Raw genomic sequence first — 20183 nt, forward strand, 5'->3', positions numbered from 1 at the left:
TTGATGTTAGCAGTTTTAGGATGCACTGAGTTTAACCAACCTGATCTAACGATTACCATGTTATTTAGATGAATCATTAACCTGTTATTTTGGATACTTACAAACTCAATACGGATACATTTGAGCCTGTTCTAATGCTGAACTTTGTGATATCAAATCAGAAAAAATGAGCAAAACAATTTTTATCACAGGCGCCTCAACAGGATTAGGCAAAGTAACCGCCAAACTATTTCAAAGTAAGGGCTGGAAAGTCATCGCAACCATGCGCAATCCGGATCAAGATACAGAACTGCGCCAGCTTGAAAATATCACCCTGCTTCCGCTGGACGTAACTAATACCGGGCAGATTAACGATACGGTGAGCAAAGCGATTGCCATGCAAGATATTGATGTTGTTTTTAACAATGCCGGTTACGGGCTTGTCGGCCCATTGGAAGCGGTAAGCGACGAGCAAGTGGTTCGTCAGCTAAATACCAACCTTTTGGGTGTAATACAGGTGACCAGGGCTTTCATTCCTTATTTCAGGGAAAAACAAAGCGGCCTTTTTATCACAACCACTTCTATGGGCGGCTTTTTAACTTTTCCCTTAAACTCAATTTATCACGCCACAAAATGGGCATTGGAAGGATGGAGTGAAAGTTTGTCATTCGAGTTAGGTCTGTTCAATATCGGGGTTAAAACCGTAGCCCCAGGTGGTATTAAAACGGACTTTATAGGCCGTTCCCTTGATCCGGTAACTCATCCGGCTTATGAAGCAGCTATGCAAAAAGTGTTTGGTTTATTCGTAGAGGATAACCTGTCTTCTGCAGAAGAAATCGCTGACGTGGTTTATGAAGCGGCAACAGACGGTAAAGACCAAATTCGCTACGTGGCTGGCGAAGACGCTAAACGGTTGTATGAAAGAAGAAATGCAATTGGCGCGGAAGCCTTTCGCAAGGAACTTGGCAGTATGGTGTTTGGCGACGGAAAGTTTTAAATTAGCAACATGAAAAAGTCCAATCAGCCACCTGTAACGATCCATAGCATCACGGAATTACACCGGCTGGTTGGCCTGCCCGGTCCTGCCCATCCGCTGATCAGTTTGGTAGATAATACCAAGTTGAATATTGAGAGGGAACGTTTCCCAGAAACCTTGATCCTCGACTTCTACAAGATCTCTTACAAGCACACGCTGAACGGCAGGATCGGTTATGGGCAGGGCTATTACGACTTTGATGAGGGCGGTATGATCTTTACTGCACCTCATCAGCTTTTAGCCATTGATAAGGATACGGAATACTATGGGCTTTCTCTGCTAATTCATCCTGACTTTTTGCGCGGATATCAGCTGGGTACCAGTATCAGTAAATATGGTTTCTTCTCTTACGATACTAATGAAGCGCTGCACTTATCGGAAAAAGAGAAGGAGACTATTGTATCGGTGCTGGAAAACATCGGCCAGGAACTCACCAATAACATCGACGATTTTAGCCAGGATCTGCTCGTTTCTTATTTAGAGGTATTGCTGAACTACGGCAACCGGTTTTACAAACGGCAATTTGTTACCCGCAAAGCTGTTAATCATGATCTGCTTACCAAACTGGAAACGATGCTTACTCATTATCTGGACACCCGTCAGGGTTTGCAAAGTGGTTTGCCTACCGTAGAATATCTGGCAGATCAGCTTAACCTATCACCACGTTACTTAAGCGATATGCTGCGGTCTTTAACAGGGCAAAGCGCGCAGCAACACATTCATCAAAAAGTGATCGACAAGTCGAAAGAATATTTGACGAACACCAACCTTTCCGTCGCAGAAATCGCTTACGAGTTGGGCTTCGAATATCCGCAATCCTTTAATAAGCTGTTTAAAAACAAAACTGCGCTTACGCCAGTGGCCTTTAAAGCGCAATTTTTCACCAATTAGTTCAATAAAAAACCCGGCTCGAAGGCCGGGAAATGTAAGAATAAAAAGTGTTCGGTATTAAATTACCGTCGCACCCCTTTAAAGTAATCACAGCACCGTAGAAACTGTTGAATGATGAAGTTGCTGATATTTAAAGACTCATCCCGCCGTCCATCACAATTTCTGCACCGGTAATGAACTTAGCAGCATCGCTTGAAAAGTACGCAACCATTTTAGCTACGTCATCTGCTTCACCAAACTGCTTTAAAGGAACACGTTCCAGCATCCAGGTATCCAGGTTTTTTCTTGCTTCTTCATCCAAACCTAATTTATTCAAGATTTCTGTTTGAGTTGGGCCCGGACTTACGGAGTTGACCCTGATCTTCCTTGGGGCCAATTCAATAGCAGCAGCTTTCATTACGGAGTTTAATGCTGCCTTGCTTGACGAATATACCGATGCATTAGCACCATGCATACTGGCTGTGTTTGATGACAAGAATACCACCGATGCGCCATCATTGAGTAATGGAATGAATTTGCTTAGGGTGAAGTAAGCGCCCTTATAGTTAATATTAATGACCTGATCAAATACTTCTTCGGTAGCTGTTTCAATAGAAGCACCGCCAACTATCCCTGCATTTATGAACAGGATATCTATCTTACCGTATTGCTCGCCGACTGTCGCAGCTAACTGCCCGATCGCGTGAACGTTGCCTTGATCGGCCACTAAGCCTGTAACGCCTAATTGTTGGGCAGCGGTTTCAACAGCTTCCTGTCTGCGCCCGGTGATGATCACCCGAGCGCCTTGTGCTTTTAATTCTTTTGCGGCAGCGTAGCCGATACCGCTATTGCCTCCGGTTACTACAGCAACCCTTCCTTCTAAATTTTTCATGATTTCTATTTTTTTCTGCAAACGTATACTATATTTGGTATAATATTGATACCAGTATCACAGAGTATACCAACATGGATGAGCATTTAGTTAAAGAAGTTCTATCGGAACCCCGAAATCAGAAGGAGGAAATTCAGGCTTTGCAGGACACTATTTATGTAATAGGCGGCAAGTGGAAACTGCCTATCATCAATTCGATATGTAATGGAAACAGGCGCTTCAGAGAGATTGAAAGAAGCATACCAGGGATTACTACCCGCATGTTATCGCGCGAACTGAAAGATATGGAAGCTAATAAATTGTTGAAACGTACGGTTACACCTACCAGCCCGGTAACGGTTGAGTATTCGCCCAGCGACTATTGCCATTCCTTTGCAGATATAATTTTACATATGATCAAATGGGGTAAGGAACACAGGCAACGTTTAAAGGAAGATTAATATGCAAATAGATCTGGCAGCCTTTCCATTTGTAAGGGCTTTTTTTACCCATGTCTTAAGCTCAGATCGGTAAATGTCTAACTGGCGTTTCAGTATGTCCGCTTGAACCATTATCTGCTCATGGCGAGGTTTGATTTGCCACAACTTTGTGTCAACAATCAAAAACAAAACGTCATGAACTTAAAAACATCAAAAACAATTTATTGGTCAGGTGCCATCTTTATCTCACTTTGGTTTGGCGCAAGCGGCTTCTTTGAATTGACTAAAAACCCAATCGTTTGGGACATCACCGTAAAACTGGGTTATCCGCCACACTTCATTTACATTTTAGGCGTAGCTAAACTTTTAGGCGTAGCCGTATTGTTAACTCCTAATCGCCTTCTTAGACTAAAGGAGTGGGTATTTGCAGGCATCTTTTTCGACATCACCTTCGCATTTTTCTCCAAACTTGCAGTATTAGGATTTGCTCCTACCATTGACGCCATCGTTGCATTTACAGCCATTTCCATCACTTACATCATGTTCAGAAAGCTTTACCCGGCAATCTATACAAAATCCGGTTCAGAACAAGTGGTTAACAATATGGAAAGAGTTTAATAGAACAATCGTCAATCGCAACACTATAAATATCAATTGCCATGAAAGAGATTACACCTACCAGCCGTCGCATTCTTATAATTGCGTCTGCCATAATGATAGCCATTATATTGCTAAGTAGTTCAGAGCTGTTACAGGCACAACCTGTGTCTAATCAAAGCACTGCACAGCAAACAAGCCTTTCTGATACCGCTTTTGCAAGAATTAAGCACATAAAGGCTGGTGTGCTTAATATAGGTTACGCTGAAGTTGGACCGGCAAATGGCAACCCGGTTATTTTACTGCACGGCTGGCCATACGATATTAACAGCTATGCACAAGTTGCGCCAATACTTGCAGCACAGGGGTATCATATTATTGTACCATACTTAAGAGGTTACGGCAGCACTACCTTTCTTTCAGCAAAATCAGTACGCAACGGGCAGCAGGCAGCTTTAGCTGAAGATGTGATTGCTTTGATGGATGCCTTGCATATACAAAAGGCCACGCTTGGCGGCTTTGACTGGGGGGCACGTACTGCGGATATTGTCGCAGCCTTATATCCTCAACGTGTTAATGCGCTGGTGTCAGTAAGCGGTTACCTTATCGGTAGCCAGCAAGGTAATAAAGCTCCGCTGCCGCCAAAGGCAGAGCAAGCCTGGTGGTATCAGTATTATTTTGCTACCGAACGTGGAAAAGCTGGCTACGCAGCCAATACTAAAGCCTTCAACAAGTTAATATGGCAGACCGCTTCACCCGATTGGAAATTTACTGATGCCGATTACAATCGCTCTGCCGCAGCTTTCAATAATCCGGACCATGTGGCCATTGTCATTCATAATTACAGGTGGAGGCTTGGGCTTGCTAAAGGCGAAGCAAAATACGATGCCCTTGAAAAACAACTGGCTTTAGCGCCCGCCATTACCGTGCCCACGGTGACATTGGAAGGCGATGCGAACGGCGCGCCCCACCCGGCTCCTGCAGATTATGCAAAGCGCTTTACCGGCAAATACATTCATCATACCCTGACTGGCGGCATCGGCCATAACCTGCCGCAGGAGGCACCGGAAGCATTTGCCAATGCAATTATTGAAGCAGATAGCCTTGCCAAATAACATTCAACAAAAACACACGAATAAACTTTAAATAAAATGGAAAATCAAAATGTTGTGAGCAGTGAAAATACTGCCAATATAGCCATCACAAAAGTGCTGTACACCGCTAAAGTGCATATTACAGGTGGCAGGGAAGGTAATGCTACCAGTAATGATAATCGCTTAAACGTGAGCCTTTCTACACCTGGCGGTTCCGGCAATGGCACTAATCCCGAACAGTTATTTGCCGCCGGATGGTCAGCGTGTTTTATCGGGGCCATGCGCCACAATGCGTCGAGCCTGCAAATACCGCTACCCAAAGACCTTGCTGTTGATGCAGAAGTTGACTTGGGAACTGGCGAAGGTGGTTTTTATCTGCAAGCACGCCTGAATGTGAAGCTACCCGGTTTATCAGCAGAGCAAGCAAAAACCGTGGTAGAAGCAGCACACCAAACGTGTCCGTACTCCAAGGCTACCCATGGGAATATCAATGTGGAGATCAATGTAGCTGTATAAGCATACGATCAAAAAAATGAGGCGCATCAATGGAATGATCCGCATTTTTTATTTGAACATAGTTCGCATGATCAATTCCCTGCGTTCAGCGATCAGTTCATCAAATTGCTGTTCATTCATCACAAAGAATTGCCGGTATATGGGCGACATCATAATTGGGTAGGATAGTAATGAGAAAAGGTTGATCAGAAAATGTTTAGGATCTGTTTTTTCAATCGTCCCCAACTGCATTTCTTTTTCAATTTCATTCAAAAAGGACGATACCGGGCCCTCATCAATTTTTGTCACCAGGTCGTGCCCGGCAGTATTGATCTCGGTAACCAGGAACACTTCCTGAAAAGGGTATTCCATCATTTCATTTGTAAACACGTCAATCAATCCCTGTATTTTTTTCCTAAAAGGCATCTTAGCCGACATTACGTTTCCCAATAGCAGGCTCAAGGCTTGCATAGATTCAGCAAAGACCAAAGCGATCAACTGATCCCTTGTTCTGAAATAATAATGGACAGCCGACCTGTTCATGCCAGCAGCATCAGCGATGTCCTGCGTGGTAGCGTGCAGTTTTCCTTCTTTGAAGAACAGCTTTTTTGCGGTCGATTTAATAAGTTCTTCGGTTCCTGTATCTTTTGCTGGCATTATAATATAGTATACTTTTTAAGTTCTATCATTTTATCTATGACAATTTCTTTTACAAAATACTCGTCGTGTGAGATCACTAATAAAGTTCCTTCGAAATCCTTAACGGCGGCTGTCAGTACTTCCAGGCTTTTAATATCCAGATTATTGGTCGGCTCATCCAGGATCAGCATATCAGGCGCATGATCTGATACGGATAAGCAGCATAATGCCAACTTCATCTTTTCACCACCACTTAAAACACCGCTCTTTTTGTTCCAGGCATTATTATCGAACTGGGCATATATCAACAGCGACCTGAGCTCATGCTCCTGCAATTGCCGGCTGTTGAAGTGCTGTACCTGTTCAAAAACGCTTTTCTCGGTATCTAGCATGGTGTAATCCTGGTCGAGGTACAAATAATTGAAATTCGCCCGTTCTAGTCGCCCGTCCGTTGGTTGCAGCACCCCGACAATGATCTTGAGTAAAGTTGTCTTTCCTGCACCATTAGCACCTTTGATGTGCATTCGGTCGCCCGAACGTATTTGAAACGTCAGCGCGTCCCATAAAGGATGCTTGTCAAATCCATACGTGATCTCCCGTGCGTCAACCAACACCTTGCCTTCATGCATTCCCGATGAGGTAATATCTATTTTGAGAACCTGATATTGCTGAATTTGACTGCGTATTTGTTTGATGTTATCGCTGATATGATCCAATTTTTCGTTTTGTGCGTTCAAGGCCTTTGCTGTACTGCCTTGAGCCTGGCTTTTCAGGCCTCCGGCAATAATGCGGGGCAGCGAGCCGGATTTTCCTTCTGCCTTGCCCCGGCTCTCTATCCGTTGCCTCTTTTCTGCAACCTCTCTTGCTTTGGCCTGGCTTTGTTTCATGGTCTTGGTCTGCTCGTGCAGGTCATTTTCCAGAGCGTTTAATTGTAAGTCTTTCTGTACGCGGTAAAAATCAAAGTTGCCGCCGTAAACCTCTACGCCAGCCAAACTTAGCTCAAGCGTTACCGGTAACAGGTTAAGCAAGGCACGGTCGTGACTTATTACCAGAATTGTTGCGCGACTATTAACAATAAGCCGGTACAGCTGATCGCGGCTATCTGTATCTAAATGGTTAGAAGGTTCGTCAAGTAAGATGATTTCAGGGTCATGAAGCGTGATACCAGCTAAAAAGACTTTAGTCTTTTCACCGCCGCTTAATTCACGCAGTCTTTGTGAAGGCAATAAGTGCTCAAGATGCCACTCCGCCATAGCTGAGTGTAATTTATTTTCGATCTCCCAGTCATCGTTCAGGTCGTTAAAGTGTTGAATGTCTACGCTGCCCTCAGTTATAGCTTTCAGGGCAGCTAATTTCAAGTCAACACCTAAAGCCTGGGCAATGGTCATCTCATCATATTGGCCTAAATGCTGCGGCACATACCATGGTCTGGCCGGACTAATAACGTGGCCTATTGTAGGAGCGACAACACCTGCTACAATTTGCATTAAGGTAGACTTACCGACGCCATTATTACCTACCAATGCAGCTTTATCACTCTTGTTGATGGAAAATGTAATACCGTGAAAGAGTAGTGTTCGGTCAGTATGACTATAATTTACAGAGTTGACAATGATGCTCATAAATATCCAAATTTATGTCATCTTTTTTGTTTAACAAAATTGTTTAATAAATTAGTGACAACATTTGGATGCTTGGTTGTCTAATTCAGGATCTGTTATGTCCACTTCGCGCCAATATGGGTGGTCTAAAATGATGCTGAGCTATAGCTTAGTTAAAAATTACGCAGCATGGTAAGTTCAAAAAAACTCAAAAGGCTTTGGCCGATAGCCGGAATACTGTCAGTGGTAATTATCTCCATACAGTTTATACAGGTTCCGGTGCAAAACGGTAAAACAACACACCCGATAAATGCACCGGAAGAAGTGACCAAAATTTTCAGGAAGGCCTGTTATGACTGTCATTCCAACGAAACGAAACTAAGTTGGTATGATAAGGTAGCTCCGGTATCGTGGCTGGTTAATCATGATGTTGAAGAAGGCCGGTCGCGCTTCAACTTTTCCACCTTTGATACATTGAGCGCAACAGATCAGCAAGTGCGTTTATGGGAAATGGTGAACATGGCACTTGCAGGTAAGATGCCGCTGAACAGTTATACCACACTGCATCTCGCGGCTAAGCTTACCCAGCACGATGTAGAAGTACTTAAAAACTATGTAGTAAGCATCAGCCCGACAAAATACCATGATAGTACGCAGCTCAAAAGCGCTGAAGAAGAGCAAAAGGTTGTGGGAGACGGATCAACAACTTCTAAAAATATACCGGTGGCGCCCAATGGCGTCCGGTTCATTCCGGATTACAAAAACTGGGAAGTGATCAGTACGACCAGCCGCTTTGATAACCATACTATGCGCGTGATCTACGGGAACAAAGTAACCGTTAACGCTATCCGAAATGGGCGTATCAAACCCTTTCCGGATGGTGCAGCAATTGTCAAAGTAGTTTACAACATCATTGAGGAAAAGAATGGTGAAGTTCATCCGGGAGCATTTAACAACATACAGATCATGATCAAGGATGAAAAGCGTTTCCCTGAGAGTAAAGGCTGGGGATTTGGCAAGTTTAATGGTACTGGTCTTAAACCTTATGGTGAAACTGCAGCATTCAACACCACCTGCTACAATTGCCACAAGATAGCTGATGAAACGGGGTATGTATTCAGCATTCCATTAGAAAATAAAGATCTTAAATAAAATGATACGCATGAAGATATTTGCAATGGTACTATGTGTAATTGCCGGATCATACGGATGCGCCAACAATTCCTACAATGATGGCCGCAAAAGAATCGTTTACAACGCTCATGGCCTGAAAGTGATCACCTCTTTTTCTGACCGTAAACAGCAAACCATATCCCTTTTGTATGGTAATGCACTTGCCTTACAAAGTGCCAAAACAGGCATACAAGATAAGGGAGAGTTATTTGAATTGGTAACATTTAAGCAGGCAGATAATAAATATTGGTATGGCAGTTACATTAATGGTGCGGTTCAAAGTATCGAACTGATCACTTCATACGCTACAGATAAAAATGTCATCGCCTTTAAATATAAGATACTTCAAGGCCAAGTTCCGGGAGATGCCGATGCCAGAATAAAAAGCATTATCTCGCACCGGGCCTTGCTGTTTCCATAGCAGTTGAGTAAATAGAGCTAAATAAATAGCTTTGTTCATTATCAGCCCGTTGGCTGATCAATAAAATGTTAATGAAAAGATCACCACTACATATATCACATACCACTATCTGGGTTAGCGCTGTTACCCTGGGTTTGCTTTCATCAGTACCGCAACTGGCCTCTCATAAGTTTAACGTTGCCGAGGCGGCGGTCAACGCCGGTATTACCGCTGCCTTTGCCGTGTTAATGTGGTATTTCAATATCTATATGCTATCACGAAAAAAAGATAGTAAACGCGTGCAAAGCATATCTTACACCAAATTGCTTAGTTCGTTGCTATTCGGACTTGTGATAATGTTCGCGTTGGCATGGGTGCAGCAGCTTATACTGTCTCATATCAATTTCGGACCCACCATGCTGATGGTTGAGGTACGGGGTATACTCATCAACCTGGTATTTTACATGTTTTTAAATCTTTTACAGCAGAACTACGAAAACCAGCATGTCAGTATGGAATTAGACAAGATCAAAAGCGATAACCTGGCGGCTCAGTATGAATTGTTGAAACAGCAGATCAACCCGCATTTTCTATTTAACAGCCTGAATACCTTAAAGGCCATGGTAGAAACGGGCGACAAAGAAGCGGTTGATTTTATCCTCAAGCTTTCCAATTTCTACCGTTTTACCCTGGAAAGCCGTAAGCTTGACCTGATACATGTGCATGAAGAAATGGAAATTATGAATGCCTATCTTTTTTTGCAAAAGGCCCGCTTTGAGGAAGGTTTGAAATTCACGTCAGCGCTTACCGAACGAACTTTGAAGACCCTTATACCACCATTTACACTACAATTATTGATAGAAAATTGCATTAAGCATAATGTTGTTTCCTTAAGCCGCCCTTTACACATCACCATTTACGAAGACGGTGAGTACATCATTGTAGAAAATGTATTGCAGGTAAAAAAAGGAGATGTGAGTTCAACAGGTGTCGGACTGAAAAATATAGGTTTACGTTACAGTCACCTGCTTGATAAGAATATTGAGATTACAAACGACGATAAAATTTTTAAGGTAAAACTGCCACTTATTTATGAACATCATAATAATTGAAGACGAGCTGCGGACAGCCCGCTCTTTGGAAACTATCATTAAAGAAATAAAGCCCAATGCCCGTATCACCGGCCAGTATCAAAGCGTAGAAGATTCAGTCGCGGCGCTTTCTGAAAACACTCAACCCGATTTGATATTTATGGATATTCAGCTGGCAGACGGTTTGTCTTTCGAAATATTTAAATCAGTAAAGATCACCTGCCCGGTAGTATTTTGTACGGCTTTTGATGAATATTCGCTGGAGGCATTTAAGAGCAATGGTGTAGACTACGTTTTAAAGCCTTTCTCCAAGGATGACATCAAAGAAGCCTTGCGAAAGGTGGATGATCTGAAGAATTTTTTTCAACAGAAGACAACGCCTGATATCGAAAGTTTGCTAAAGCGGCTTAGTCCGCAAAACGGCAAAACGAGCTTTTTGGTTTTTAAGAATCAAAAGTACGCCACGGTCCAAACAGATAATATTGCTTTTTTCTACATACGTAATGATTCCACTTCTTTGATGTGTTTTGACGGACAGGAATATGCGCTGAGCCAGTCGCTTGATAGTATTGCGGCTTCGGTTTCAGCAAAGCAATTTTTTCGGGTGAACCGCCAGTATCTGGTCAACTTCAAAGCAATTAAAGAGGTCGAGCATTATTTTTTGCGCAAGCTTTATGTTAAACTCGTAATTGATACGCCTGAAAAGCTGCTGATCAATAAAGAAAAGTCAAACAGTTTTTTGAACTGGATGGAAGAGCGCTGAAATTTCATGTCTGATTGAGCGAATATTTAGCTATGGTTCGAGCCCAGCCATCAAGCCATTGACATCTGATTTTGCTTTGTTCGCCCAGATCAGGATCGAAAAGCTGTTAGAATTTTTCATAGACCATAAATTTTGATTAACCGAATTAATACGTTTTGAACTATTTTGATTTGCTTTGCAATTCATTCAAAATCAATCAATTAAGACCTATTCGGTTACCTCAAAATTAGTGAAATGTAATAGGTAACCGAATAGGTAACCGAACATGTCATTTTTCTTGGTATGAAACGGGCGCTGATGGCATAAAAAAAGCGCCTAAATCATTGATTTAAGCGCTTTAGATAGGTTTTGTAACCATTTTAGCGGAATGGACGGGACCGTGCCGACTTAATTTTTAAACCTTATATTCAACAAGTTAAATTTCTCTTAATCATCTGTTAACCGTGGCGTTAACCGAATAATTTGCCTTTATTTAATTGAATTTATATTATTAGCAATGTAAGGATATTTTATATTTCACCGAAATTTACTTTTCGAAAAAAGAGTAAATCCTTAATTAACCATTGAACGTGATGAGAAATTCACGCGCCCGCAAGCTTACCGGCGAATAAGCAAAGAAGATTGAAGATACGTTGGATAGCAAAGTTTGAACTGAAGCACCTGCTGGATAAACCATACCAAAATGAACCTATTTAGTTAGATCAAAAATGTCTCCTTTGCCAGTTGAAATTTGCATATCGGACGAACCAATTAGCTCATCACCAGGGTTGCCCTGAAGTTGTTCCCTTGGCACCTAAATGTAATGGACATAGTTTGCCCGCTGCCAAAGCTTCCAAAAGCGCTCGCTTCCTCATATCCTCTACGATGAGGTATCTCAACGTATACCCTGATCGCATAATGGAGCGGTCGCCATTATGGTAGATTCTGATAAAAGAAGATCTCCCCGAAATATGGTTTCCGATACGTTGCTTGAGTCCCTTTTTTCCTGTTATAGATCGTCCGACATGGGCCACACGCTTATTAGCGTCATAAATGATATACACCCCGTGGCAATCAGGAATATTGATCCGACCATCAGCAGGGATGCTGATCAGTTCTTCAGAAATGAGGACCTTGAATAATCGCGCGATCTCTTCCGGTTCACTTAAGGGTGATTGTCTTGACATAAACATTAGTAACAGACCATTTTATAACAGGTCCTGTTAAGAAATTAAATACCACTAATATTGAAATAATATATAAATTCATGGTTCATTAATTTTTCTAGCCTTTTCGCATGCAGATAGCTTATTGTTTTATCGAAGACGATGTCAATATCGATGGTCAGGGTATAAACTTTGGGTCACAATATATCTTCTCAACCGCACTTACCGATAACGGTTACGAACTGACCCGGGAAATCAATAGCAATTATGTTCCTAACCTATTCAGAAGGAAAACCAACAACCTGATCGATAACGTTTCCGCTATAGTGGGAGAAAATGGCTCAGGTAAGACCAACCTAATGAATTTCCTAATAAACGGCCTCGAACATTCCCCATTTGGAAATTATGGCTTCATGCTTTTTGTTGACGAAAAGAACAATGTGGTATTGTTAAACGGCAGTATCAAAGACCTAAGTGCTGATTTTCCATTGGAGCTTCAGGAATTTGACCTTAACTATGCTGGCATATATTATAATCCGATCTATGATTTCCAGGATCGCTATAGGGTGAATGACACGCAGATCATCGATGTCTCCTCGAATACATTGATGTATTATGACTACTATGATGATCAGTTCTTCAATAAAGGATTGGACATGATCCAGATGCATAAATTCAAAAATGTCACGAGGCAGGTCCGTTTTATCATCAGTCAGAAGCATGCACAGAAGATCCGACAGTACATCACGCTCCCGCGTATGATTGAGGTCGTCTTCATTGATTCCGAGATCAATCATGATGGAAATGGTATTGATAACGTTTCATATGACTTCCGCCCTTTTTATAAAATGGGAGTTGACCTTTGGCGGTCTGAAAAGGAAAAGATACAATCCCGCCAATTTCATGCTTTCGAAAAAAGTGCAAGGCGCAGGAAAAACGACCCTTTCGCAAAAGAATTGGCTTACGTCGATATCCTTTTGTACTTCTGGAAATTCCTTTTTTATACGCAGGAAAGAAATAATTCAACTTTGAAAGAGGGCCATTTAAGTTCGCTCTCCACAGATGACCCAGCCTTATTACAGCTAAAATTCGAAGATTATATTACCCGGTTCCTTCGGGACCAGAACGACATTTTCGATGCCGACTCTATTATAGGCTTTTTGAATGTTTTAAAGGAGGCGTTCAAAAAGGTAAACGATGTGAGCGAGAACAACGGTTACATCTCGATCTCTTGCACCCCGGTCCAAGTCGAACGTATATTGGACGCCTACGACCTTATGACCGATAGACTAAGTTCGCTACTATATGGAAAACCACCCAACACTTTCCTGAATTTCAACTGGCGTACGATGAGTTCGGGCGAGCGGGCATTTCTTGACTTGTTCGCCCGTGTAGATCACGCGGTCGGCGTCATTGACCGAAAGATCAGCAGTAGCAACAATTTCCGAACGCCGGAGTTCCTGTATCTCTTCTTCGATGAGGGAGAGGTCGGTTTCCATTTGCAGTGGCAAAAGGAATATGTGAATATATTGATGGAAATCCTGCCACGGATCGTTCGTTTGAAGAATGTAGAAAGGCAACCGAAGATGCAGCTGATTTTTACCACACATTCCCCTATTTCTTTATCGGATATACCCAGATATAATACGGTGTACCTTGCCAAGAACGAAGAAGGAAAAATGCATGTGATCAGTGAAAAGGATTCACCCAAATATTCATTTGGCGCAAACGTTCATGAGATCATGTACGATGCTTTCTATCTTAAGGACGGCTTTACCGGTAACTTTTCAAAAAGTATCATCGATGAACTTTTTCAATGGCTTAATGGTGAAAAGGATAACTCCCGTACATTGACATCCAGCTATGTAAAAAAGGTCATCGGTCTCGTCGATGACCCGATCCTGAGGATAAAACTGGAAGAAAGCTATGCTCAAAAAATGGGATTGAATATCGAGCAGGAGGTGCTTGCGGTCAAGATACAGCTCATGCAAAAACGGTTAGCCGAAATTCAAAGCCAGCAAAATGATCAAAATAAGTAAAACTGAATTTCGTGATCTCGACGGGATCAACCAGGAGCATTATGATGCACTGCAGGGAGACATCCTCGCCAGGCTAGAGGCCTCGTTCCTCAGCAAAACCATCAGCCGTTGCCAGCACGATTTTATTTTTGATGAGATTGAACGGATCCTGAAAGGCAACCCTGACGAGTTATTGGAGGTTAACAAAGAGTACAAGACCTATTGTAGCCAGCACCGTTGCAAAAATATCAACAAGGGGCTGACAGGTATTTTTAATTATAAAAGGTTCAGTAATAAGAATACGAAACCGTATTGCGCCTTTGACCTTGCCGCTAAACTCGACGTGCGTGTCTGTCCTTACTGCAACCGGCAGTATACCTTTACTGTGGTCACGACCGACCGCAACATATCGAGGCCGGAGTTCGACCATTTCTTTTCACAGGAAAAGCACCCCTTGCTGGCGCTTTCCTTTTATAACTTGGTACCGAGTTGTAAGATATGCAACAGTACACTGAAACATAAGAAACAGTTTTCGATGGACAAGCACATACATCCATACGTGCATGGATTCGATGGTGCCGTTAAATTCAACTACCATGCGAAAGACAGCCGTTCGGCGATAGGGCTGGGCACGAATATGGAAATCACGGTCACGGTAGACGATTCCCACGCGTTGGCAGAACAATTCAATAACAATGTGCAGGTCTTCAAATTGAAAGAGATTTACCAGGGGCATCGGGACATCGTTGCAGAATTGGTCCGCAAATTCTACATGTCTGACGGGCGGTATCTTGAGACCTTGTTCAGAAGCTTTCCGCAGATCGGTGGCTACGAAGAACTATACCGCCTGGCCTTTGGGAACTACTTTAACATCGCCGATATGGATCAGCGTATCCTTGCCAAACTGACCAAGGACATCGTCACGCATCTGGACTTTATCCTGCCTGTAGCTTCGGGAACAGAAGATCAAACCCCGTAGCGCATGTATAAAAAGGTGTGACCATCCAACGTGGTCACACCTTTTTATCACTAAGCGTACAGTTTCCAGATATCTTTGATCAGGCGCTTCAATATTTCTTGCCGCGCGCTGATCGTGACCGCATTCCAGTTCCCGAACGACCTTAAAGTTTCGGTGGCAAAACCGTTGAATTTGGTCTGTTCCCCGATCTGTATCTCCGAGAATGTCCTTGTCAATAAGATATTCGAGTTCAGATAGGCCGCTCGTTTGACATCGAACCATTCATTGGAAGAGATGTCATTCGAGTAATTCAGACTTTGATTTATCGGTGCTTCCAACAGGGTAAGGTTCCCTAACTTGTAAACTGCATTTGAATAATCATACGGCTGCGGATAATCAGTTGCAGGAACATTGATCCCTGTCTGCGGTAGGATATGCTCTAATTGCTGGCTCTGATAGAAATTGAAATTAGCGGTCGGGAAATTGACCTTTTGACGGATATATTCCTCTGCTTTACCCAATATATATTTGATGCGGTATTGCGGATTAAGATCGCCTTGTGCCTTATTCGCGAACTGCCCGTCAAACTTCTCTTGCTGTTCGAACAGTTCCTTGTTGAACTCCGCGTTCAAGAAAATTTTAAGGTCGTCCATTGTCCTGACCATACGTATCTTATTTGCCCAATTAGCGAATAAGGCTTCGTAGGATTTGGTCAGGGTACGGTTAATCGCATAATAGAAAACAAGGCTTTCGATATTTTTGGCCAGTAACCTGGTCACGTCGGCCTGAATATTATCGGGCAGCGCCATTAAGAGCACCAGATGCTGACGTGAGGTCTTCTTGCTCAGATAACCTATACCGGTGATGCTCGGGTATTCAGGATCAGCATCCCATGAATTGGTAGCCTTGATAAATTTAGCATAGGTCGCGGCTGCCGCTTTCAGCTCCTTGGCAAAAGCGATCGGGTTGGCCTGGTACTTTATCTTCTCCTTTCCTTCAGGGGAGATCATCCATTTGTAGATCTCGTCCTCACGGATCACCCGGCTATGATAGCGGGCGATCAGGAAGTAACGCAGGAACCGAAGCGGCTTGTCGCCCTCCTTACTTTCATCCAGATTTTTGAGCATTTCCCGCCAGGTATTCTTGATGACCTCAAACTCATCCGCCTTGGCATGGCTGAAAAGCAGGTTCTTTAACAGGTCCATCGCGTTCAGCCCTACACCCCGCTCATTGATGGTCTCGAATATCTTCAGCGCACTGCCAAGATCATCCGGCCTGATCAGAACCATTTCCACATTGGCCAGAAAATAACTGACAAAATTCAGCAATATTTCCGGGTCGGTGTTCTTTTGTTCGATAAGGTAATCGTGAACCGTTGTATAAGCCTCCATCATTTTCTTGATGGATGGCGTCGCTTTATCGGTAAAAGGCTTTTCAGAAATAAGCTTCACCAGGTAATCTTTGCTTTCCTCATACTGGAGTGCCAGGCGGGGCGTATGCTTCTTGGTCGCAATATCGTACTTGTACAAGAGCTCCTTGACCACCTTGCGTAATTCTTCCTTTACGGTCTCCAGTTCCTCATCAAGGTCAGCCATATTTTTGAGGACATCACGTATCGCACAGATCGAGATCACGATCGTTGTCAGTCGTTGCTGGCCATCGACCACATCATAAGCGCCGTCCTCTCTTTTGACCACAATGGTCGATCCAATGAAATAATTGCTTTGTTTTCGCGCCGTCGGTGAGAACTCATCCGAGATGTCCTGTAAGAAGCGCGCGACGTGAACATCGCCTGTCCAAACGTATTCCCGCTGATAATCAGGTACTACAAAAAAATAATCTTTTAATTTCTCGATTGAAATAACATCTGCTTTGATTTCCATTGTATAAGGTTTGTTTAAGCTGCAAAATACATTATCCAATCAACTCAGGAAAGCCTGCGGGAATTTAGTTGACCGGCCGTTGGCGCATTGGATTAACAGCACGGATAACACTGTTCGAACAGTTTGGATTCTGTCAGCCAGCTGATGAACCCCACCAGCATAGCATGCTCACTTTTCGACAGGGTGCGTGACAATTCCTGACTCAAAAGGGTGACGTTCAACTGGCAAAGGAGACCGTTTAGATGTGGCCGGATAGAATCATTTTGGTATGGTTTATTCAATAAGCTCGATTCTCCCGATAATAATATAATACGAAAATACGGAGTATCGAACTGGAAGAACTAATAAAGCAGCTGAATAAATATTTGTTATAAAAAATGAGCTATGGGTAAAAAATGGACAAACTTGACTTTTCAAGCTTGTCCGATTCGGCAGTCCCAATAGGATTAAATTCGAACCATTTGACCTCTGATTTGCAGCGTTTGGCACCATTCATTATAGTTCGATCCTGTTCCAGCCTACATTAAAGATGAAGCAGTTACATCAAGATGTAGCTGCTTTCGTTTTTTCTGGTCATATAGTGTTCATACAAGCCAGTCATTCCATGTAGTCAATAAACGAGCAACTAAATCGCTTATAATCAATATTTAAGGGTTGTAAAATCTCTGATCTCTGCCAAATTTTCATGGTACTAATTGGCTGTAGAAAAAGGAAAAAGGGCGGGTAATTTCGAGTTTTTAGGTATTTTTAAATATGGACAGACAAATGCAATTATACTGGAAGGCTTTTGATCAGCTTGTATCCACTGATCATATTATAGATAATGATCTCAATCCTATTTATCATTTCGAAGATCAGTTAGTAGATGGAGCAATAATTGACATTGGCTGCGGGCAAACTTCCCCCTTGATAAGATATGCCGACATCACTGAAAGACGGTTGATTGGGATAGATAATGAGCCATCCCAGCTTGTGAAGTTGCGATCTCGTATGGCTGAGATCGCCGGTGCCGACAGTAAAGCATGGGAATTAATTACAGGCGATTTAATGCATAGCCAACTGCCTAACGGTCCGTATGCAATGGTCATCATGTACAATATTTTACATTTTTTCTCATTAGACGAGTGTAAAGAGGTGATTGCTAAGATCGATCAACACCTGATTACAGGATCACTTATCAGCATTTGTGTGCATTCGACCAAACATCCCGCAAACGATCCAGCAAACTTCGATGCTCTTGCTTACTTTAAACATTTTTTCACGCAAAGCGATCTCGATACATTGTTTCCGACAAATAAGTTTGAACGACTATACCGTGCCGATATAGAACGCGATTATGAGAGAATAAATAGCAAGGTGGCGGCATTATGGGCTGAAAAGGTCATTACGGACATGAAGATTAAAGACCATCGCACGAAAGCTGATATTCGGCGTGATGCTACTACGCAAAAGTCAACAGCGGAAATTATCAACGTATATCGCAAACGTTAATATTTACGAGTGCTAAAATCCAGTCATATCTCCGAAATCTCCACTATGTTAGAGAGTATGATATAAAAGAAAAGCCCTGAAATAGAAGTCCTTTTAAGAAAAAGTTTCGCTTTTAAGACTTTTTGACGTTAAGTAAGTGCTCGCAGGTGGGTGCTTCTCGAACCACTTTGCAGGTGATTTAGAAAGATTGGCATCCCTTGCATTGCGATAGTAACCTTAGTTCGTGCCCAGTCTCTGGATGGATTAAGTTATTCATTTTGGGTCGCCGAAGCGATCAGCGCATGCTTATTCTCCTCTAAAAACTCCTTAACTGTTTTTGCAGGCCTGCCGAGAATGTAGGGTATATCATTTTGAACCATGGACATATACGACATCCTGCCGTCAAGCATTTGCTTTACAAATTCGATGTTCGCGCTTGCGTACCAGCTGTCTGCACCTTTGGAAATCCAATCTTCAATGAGCTGTTTGAACTCTTCAATCCCTTTTTCTTCACACTTGATCTCCAAGCCGGTCACTTCACTCATGAGTTGGGCTATCTCTTTTCCGCTATAGCTTTCAACACTCATCCAGTAATGTTCACCGGCATGCCGTTCAGGCCCACCCACCAGCACATCTGCGGCAACTGCGGCAATATCACTCGATGCGATATAACCCACCCGGCGGTCTTCCCAATAGGTGGTGAAGGTCAGATTCTTGGGTAGGTAAGCAGTTGTCAGAGCTTCCATGAACATATTCGGATGAAGGTGTGTCCAGGCAATACCGCTGGCCTCAATGTATTTCTCGATCATCTGGTGCCAGGCAAAATGCGCATCGGTCGTATCCCACTCGGCAAATACCCCCACATGGACAATATGACTGACGCCTGCTTTTTTCGCAGCATCCACTAGGGTTTTACTTTGCGTAAGCATGCCAACGGTGTACCCGGTTAAAAGAAATACGCGATTAACGCCGGCAAGCGCCAGGGCAAAGGTTTGAGGATCGTCCAAGTCGAGAAACTTGCAGTCTTTTCCTTCGCTGCAAAGCCTATCGACCACTTCCTGTTTACGGGAAGTGATGCGGACGTTGACCGGCTTACCATCCATCTCATAAACGAGTTGTTTGCCGATTGTACCGCTGGCGCCTAGAATAAGTACCGTTGGAATCTGGTTCTTTTCCATTTGATCTATTTTTAATAATATCTATAATTGGATTAGCACAATTTGAGCAGCCCGGATCTAATTATTTGTCGTCGTCAGTTTTACTTCAATATTATTTCGGGTGGCATTGGAATAGGGACATGCCTGATGTGCGCGTTCAGTAAGTCGTTGTGCCTCTTCAAGGGGCACCCCCGAGATATTTACCGCAAGTTCTACCGCCAGTCCAAAAGCACCGCCATCAAAGGGGCCGATGGAAACCTTTGCAGTAACCGAGGTCGTACCGGTTTTGACCTTTTCTAAGCGGATCGTATGGTTCAGTGCACTGTCAAAACAGGCAGCGTAACCGGCTGCAAATAATTGCTCGGGATTGGTGTAATTGTCATTAGCACCACCCATAGCTTTGGGTAATCTTACCTGTAGGTTTAGTACGCCATTATCACTTTTTACCTGGCCATCTCTGCCGCCGGTAGCCGTGGCTTCTGCTGTATATAATACTTTCATTG

At 43.1% G+C, this 20183-nt stretch carries 20 protein-coding genes; 13 read left to right on the forward strand and 7 right to left on the reverse strand.

Annotated elements, in window-relative coordinates; all coding sequences use genetic code 11:
• Nucleotides 1-166: 166 nt before the first annotated feature.
• Together LJ707_RS06580 and LJ707_RS06585 are read left to right on the forward strand one after the other, a co-directional pair.
• Nucleotides 167-976 (forward strand): SDR family oxidoreductase, encoded by an 810-nt coding sequence (locus tag LJ707_RS06580; protein ID WP_228950016.1) that lies wholly within the window; start codon nucleotides 167-169, stop codon nucleotides 974-976.
• Between the two features lie 9 nt (nucleotides 977-985).
• On the forward strand, nucleotides 986-1906 hold the full coding sequence (locus LJ707_RS06585; protein ID WP_228950017.1) for an AraC family transcriptional regulator: 921 nt from the start codon (nucleotides 986-988) through the stop codon (nucleotides 1904-1906).
• 130 nt (nucleotides 1907-2036) lie between these two features.
• On the opposite strand, the gene LJ707_RS06590 is transcribed toward LJ707_RS06585, so the two are convergent.
• Nucleotides 2037-2777 carry an SDR family oxidoreductase gene (locus LJ707_RS06590; RefSeq protein ID WP_228950018.1) on the reverse strand — a complete coding sequence of 247 codons (741 nt, stop codon included), beginning with the start codon at nucleotides 2775-2777 and terminating at the stop codon, nucleotides 2037-2039.
• A gap of 74 nt (nucleotides 2778-2851) precedes the next feature.
• Between LJ707_RS06590 and LJ707_RS06595 the strand changes: the two genes are divergently transcribed.
• The 4 genes from LJ707_RS06595 (at nucleotide 2852) to LJ707_RS06610 (ending at nucleotide 5403) form a co-directional block, all read left to right on the forward strand.
• Nucleotides 2852-3217 (forward strand): helix-turn-helix domain-containing protein, encoded by a 366-nt coding sequence (locus LJ707_RS06595; RefSeq protein ID WP_228950019.1) that lies wholly within the window; start codon nucleotides 2852-2854, stop codon nucleotides 3215-3217.
• 120 nt (nucleotides 3218-3337) lie between these two features.
• Complete coding sequence (locus tag LJ707_RS06600) at nucleotides 3338-3814, forward strand: DoxX family protein (protein ID WP_228950020.1); 477 nt, start codon at nucleotides 3338-3340, stop codon at nucleotides 3812-3814.
• Between the two features lie 41 nt (nucleotides 3815-3855).
• Nucleotides 3856-4908 carry an alpha/beta fold hydrolase gene (locus LJ707_RS06605; RefSeq protein WP_228950021.1) on the forward strand — a complete coding sequence of 351 codons (1053 nt, stop codon included), beginning with the start codon at nucleotides 3856-3858 and terminating at the stop codon, nucleotides 4906-4908.
• Nucleotides 4909-4962: 54 nt separating this feature from the next.
• Nucleotides 4963-5403: an organic hydroperoxide resistance protein gene (locus tag LJ707_RS06610; protein ID WP_228950022.1), complete on the forward strand. Its 441-nt coding sequence runs from the start codon at nucleotides 4963-4965 to the stop codon at nucleotides 5401-5403.
• 48 nt (nucleotides 5404-5451) lie between these two features.
• Here LJ707_RS06610 and LJ707_RS06615 read toward each other — a convergent pair whose 3' ends face one another.
• Nucleotides 5452-6039: a TetR/AcrR family transcriptional regulator gene (locus tag LJ707_RS06615; RefSeq protein WP_228950023.1), complete on the reverse strand. Its 588-nt coding sequence runs from the start codon at nucleotides 6037-6039 to the stop codon at nucleotides 5452-5454.
• Nucleotides 6039-7643, reverse strand: a complete 1605-nt coding sequence (locus LJ707_RS06620; RefSeq protein ID WP_228950024.1) for an ABC-F family ATP-binding cassette domain-containing protein — start codon at nucleotides 7641-7643, stop codon at nucleotides 6039-6041. The genes LJ707_RS06615 and LJ707_RS06620 overlap by 1 nt, the downstream gene beginning before the upstream one ends.
• Nucleotides 7644-7811: 168 nt before the next feature.
• On the opposite strand from LJ707_RS06620, the gene LJ707_RS06625 reads away from it, so the two are divergent.
• From LJ707_RS06625 to LJ707_RS06640, 4 genes are all read left to right on the forward strand, one after another.
• Complete coding sequence (locus LJ707_RS06625; RefSeq protein WP_228950025.1) at nucleotides 7812-8774, forward strand: heme-binding domain-containing protein; 963 nt, start codon at nucleotides 7812-7814, stop codon at nucleotides 8772-8774.
• 10 nt (nucleotides 8775-8784) lie between these two features.
• Nucleotides 8785-9216 carry a hypothetical protein gene (locus tag LJ707_RS06630; RefSeq protein ID WP_228950026.1) on the forward strand — a complete coding sequence of 144 codons (432 nt, stop codon included), beginning with the start codon at nucleotides 8785-8787 and terminating at the stop codon, nucleotides 9214-9216.
• A gap of 71 nt (nucleotides 9217-9287) precedes the next feature.
• Nucleotides 9288-10307 carry a sensor histidine kinase gene (locus tag LJ707_RS06635; protein WP_228950027.1) on the forward strand — a complete coding sequence of 340 codons (1020 nt, stop codon included), beginning with the start codon at nucleotides 9288-9290 and terminating at the stop codon, nucleotides 10305-10307.
• Nucleotides 10288-11049 (forward strand): LytTR family DNA-binding domain-containing protein, encoded by a 762-nt coding sequence (locus LJ707_RS06640; RefSeq protein ID WP_228950028.1) that lies wholly within the window; start codon nucleotides 10288-10290, stop codon nucleotides 11047-11049. The genes LJ707_RS06635 and LJ707_RS06640 overlap by 20 nt, the downstream gene beginning before the upstream one ends.
• 758 nt (nucleotides 11050-11807) lie before the next feature.
• Here LJ707_RS06640 and LJ707_RS06645 read toward each other — a convergent pair.
• A complete protein-coding gene (locus tag LJ707_RS06645) occupies nucleotides 11808-12215 on the reverse strand; it encodes a hypothetical protein (RefSeq protein ID WP_228950029.1) in 408 nt (135 codons plus the stop codon).
• A gap of 110 nt (nucleotides 12216-12325) precedes the next feature.
• Here LJ707_RS06645 and LJ707_RS06650 point away from each other — a divergent pair, with 110 nt between their 5' ends.
• Together LJ707_RS06650 and LJ707_RS06655 are read left to right on the forward strand one after the other, a co-directional pair.
• A complete protein-coding gene (locus LJ707_RS06650) occupies nucleotides 12326-14233 on the forward strand; it encodes a hypothetical protein (RefSeq protein ID WP_228950030.1) in 1908 nt (635 codons plus the stop codon).
• Nucleotides 14217-15191: a hypothetical protein gene (locus tag LJ707_RS06655; RefSeq protein ID WP_228950031.1), complete on the forward strand. Its 975-nt coding sequence runs from the start codon at nucleotides 14217-14219 to the stop codon at nucleotides 15189-15191. The genes LJ707_RS06650 and LJ707_RS06655 overlap by 17 nt, the downstream gene beginning before the upstream one ends.
• Nucleotides 15192-15241: 50 nt before the next feature.
• On the opposite strand, the gene LJ707_RS06660 is transcribed toward LJ707_RS06655, so the two are convergent.
• A complete protein-coding gene (locus tag LJ707_RS06660; RefSeq protein ID WP_228950032.1) occupies nucleotides 15242-17053 on the reverse strand; it encodes a DUF262 domain-containing protein in 1812 nt (603 codons plus the stop codon).
• Between the two features lie 753 nt (nucleotides 17054-17806).
• Here LJ707_RS06660 and LJ707_RS06665 point away from each other — a divergent pair.
• A complete protein-coding gene (locus LJ707_RS06665) occupies nucleotides 17807-18544 on the forward strand; it encodes a class I SAM-dependent methyltransferase (RefSeq protein WP_228950033.1) in 738 nt (245 codons plus the stop codon).
• 248 nt (nucleotides 18545-18792) lie between these two features.
• Here LJ707_RS06665 and LJ707_RS06670 read toward each other — a convergent pair whose 3' ends face one another.
• A complete protein-coding gene (locus LJ707_RS06670; protein WP_228950034.1) occupies nucleotides 18793-19701 on the reverse strand; it encodes an NmrA family NAD(P)-binding protein in 909 nt (302 codons plus the stop codon).
• A 57-nt stretch (nucleotides 19702-19758) separates the two neighbouring features.
• On the reverse strand, nucleotides 19759-20181 hold the full coding sequence (locus LJ707_RS06675) for an organic hydroperoxide resistance protein (protein WP_228950035.1): 423 nt from the start codon (nucleotides 20179-20181) through the stop codon (nucleotides 19759-19761).
• Nucleotides 20182-20183: the final 2 nt, after the last annotated feature.

Source organism: Mucilaginibacter sp. UR6-1, from assembly GCF_020880975.1.
Classification (GTDB): Bacteria; Bacteroidota; Bacteroidia; order Sphingobacteriales; family Sphingobacteriaceae; genus Mucilaginibacter.